Source organism: Phormidium sp. FACHB-1136, assembly GCF_014697375.1.
Taxonomy (GTDB): Bacteria; Cyanobacteriota; Cyanobacteriia; order Phormidesmidales; family Phormidesmidaceae; genus Nodosilinea.
Genome location: NZ_JACJRS010000227.1, coordinates 1 through 2,412 on the forward strand (window position 1 = coordinate 1; position 2,412 = coordinate 2,412).

A 2,412-nucleotide genomic window follows, 5' to 3' on the forward strand; every position below is an offset into this window, starting at 1 on the left:
GCCTTGATTGCACCTCCGGCGTTCGCCTTGAGTGTCAACGCTTGCTCCAGGATGGCGATCACCTGCTCCAGGTCGGCGGCGCTGCTGGGGGCCGTGGTGGTGACCGCCGGGGGAGAGCTGACCCACATCTCTAGCAGGTCAGCCCGTGTAATACGTCGTCTGTCTGCCTCAAACCCAAAGTCATCCCACACATGATCTGTCGCTCGGATTGAACGTACCTTGCGCTCGGTAGAAGACTTAGGCGCGAACTTTCCGTCTTTGGCCCTAGGCTCCATGTTCATACCTACCGTGTATTACACGCCCTGCAATGTCATCTTGTGGCAACCACTCGGTTAGGTTGTGCCACTGATTTCCGACCAGACAGACCGCGTACCACCATCCAGGGGTGCAATGGGGTGGGTCAATCTCAATTCCGGTCACATAGCCGAAGTCGGTCGTTGTTCCGTCTTCACATTCGCTGATCACACAGACCAGGTCGCCCAGTTGGTAGAGCGGTCTGGCCACGCTCAGCGCGTGGTCATTTCGTCGCATGATGGTTATAGCCTCAATGATGGTTAGAGCATCTTTGGGGTCAGTGGCTAGGGGGTGGTGGTACACCGTCTAGTCACGTCCTTAAGCTCAGTGTATGCCGTGTAATACACGCCGTCAATTAGCTAACTTTTGGGCATAGCGTTTCACTGTAGTCATCCAGTCAAAAACCAGGCGCGGGTCATCCTCAGTGGCCGCCATCTCGCTCTCTAGGTCTTCATCGTGAACAAGGTCTTCCGGTTCATCCTCTCGGAGGTAGGGCCGCAGCTCTCCCCCTACGGCCACGGCCCTGGTCTTGTGGAGCTGTCGCGTCAGCTCCCCTAACCATTCCGCGTCGTGGGTCAGGTCATCGGGCTTCACGCCATACTTGAGCGTCTCCAGGATGGCCACGCGGATATCAGCCAGAGTGTCCCCTGTGGGCGTTTTTGACTTGACGGTCTTCACATTCACCACAGGCAGATAGTCCACCCTCAGGCATGATCGCCACAGTTCCCGCCAAGCTGCTTGCTTGATGTAGTTCTTACCCTGGAAGTAACCGGGCTTGACGAACATCAGCACATGGAAGTGGGGATGGGCCGAACCATCAGCACCGCGTGTGACCTCCAAGGACTTCACCCATGCCACCCCCGGCCAGTTCTTGCGCTGGCTCATACGCTTAAAGGCCGTGTTCATCTGGTCAACGGTTTGGCGCAGCTCACTGATCGCGCAGTTGCGAACCGTCAGCGTCAGGAACACAGGCCGTCGCCCGTGGTGTTCATTCAGGTATTCAGGGATGGCCTTATAGAACCTTGCTCGCCACATCAGAGCGCGTCGCCACTGGCAGACAGGACAGGTTCTAACCCTACAGAAAAACGCGGACTGGAGGTGAGGCACCACACCATCATCACCATCGCTAATCAGCGCGAACTGTAGCCGCCCAGAACAGGCCCCCATGCGTTCCTGATACCGCTGATACCCTAGGACTCCATACAGCGCCTCTACGGCCTCTGCCTGTGCCCTGTGGATATCCCAAGGTTTATCCCTCTCGGAGATGTCAGATAGGTATACTGGGCTTACTGCCCGGTTCATTCCGGTCATCTTAGAACCTCTGTATTGGTTGTTGTGTGGTAACTCCAACTATACAGGGGTTCTTGATTTTTATGGCAACCTTGAAACGCTTATTTTGCGGTCGTTTCACTCCCTCAGACCTGATGGAAGTTATCCCTAAATAATCAAGAGAAGGAGAACCACCCCCCGAAACTGGGCTTTAGGGGTTGGCGAGTTGCTGAGATAAATTGAACCGTCTAGGAAAGGCTTAGCCTTTCCGGGAATTGAGTTGTGATGAAAATGAGGGGTTTGGCGCAGGCGCGTGGGGTATAATCCCGGCCCTCACAGGCCGAGCCAATACAGCAAAAACCCTTCATCGCTAGATAGCTATGAAGGGATGAATAATTTTTGTGTAGTGGTGCCGTCTCCCCCTCCCCCCCCATGAGGGATGGATACAGCGGAACCTGAGGGCTATCAAGGGCCGCTACGCTTTCCGCTATCGCTTCACCCTTGACATCCCTCAGAACCCGCCACAGAGGGCTAAACATGGGGGGGAGGGGGAGGGCTGTGTTCCGTTTCCATGATCAGAGGGGCCAAAACCGGGCTTTTTGGCCCCTCTGGAAACTTGGAAACTTGGTTACAGGGCAAGCCAAAAGCCTTGCCCTGTGGGGCGTTACATACCGTTCGGACTTAGTTTCATAGGCGTAACTCAGTTTCCACCTGCAACAACTCCAGGGCTTTCCTCACTTGGGCCTTGATTGCACCTCCGGCGTTCGCCTTGAGTGTCAACGCTTGCTCCAGGATGGCGATCACCTGCTCCAGGTCGGCGGCGCTGCTGGGGGCCGTGGTGGTGACCGC

1 protein-coding gene is annotated in these 2,412 nt (G+C 55.9%); it reads right to left on the bottom strand.

Features of this window, described 5'->3' with window-relative positions; genetic code table 11:
- Positions 1–645: 645 nt before the first annotated feature.
- A complete protein-coding gene (locus H6G62_RS26815; protein ID WP_347239436.1) occupies positions 646–1,605 on the bottom strand; it encodes a protein rep in 960 nt (319 codons plus the stop codon).
- Positions 1,606–2,412: the final 807 nt, after the last annotated feature.

Bases quoted from the DNA above. Each gene is read 5' to 3' on its own strand.
- H6G62_RS26815 (WP_347239436.1), bottom strand. From the start codon at position 1,605: ATGACCGGAATGAACCGGGCAGTAAGCCCAGTATACCTATCTGACATC.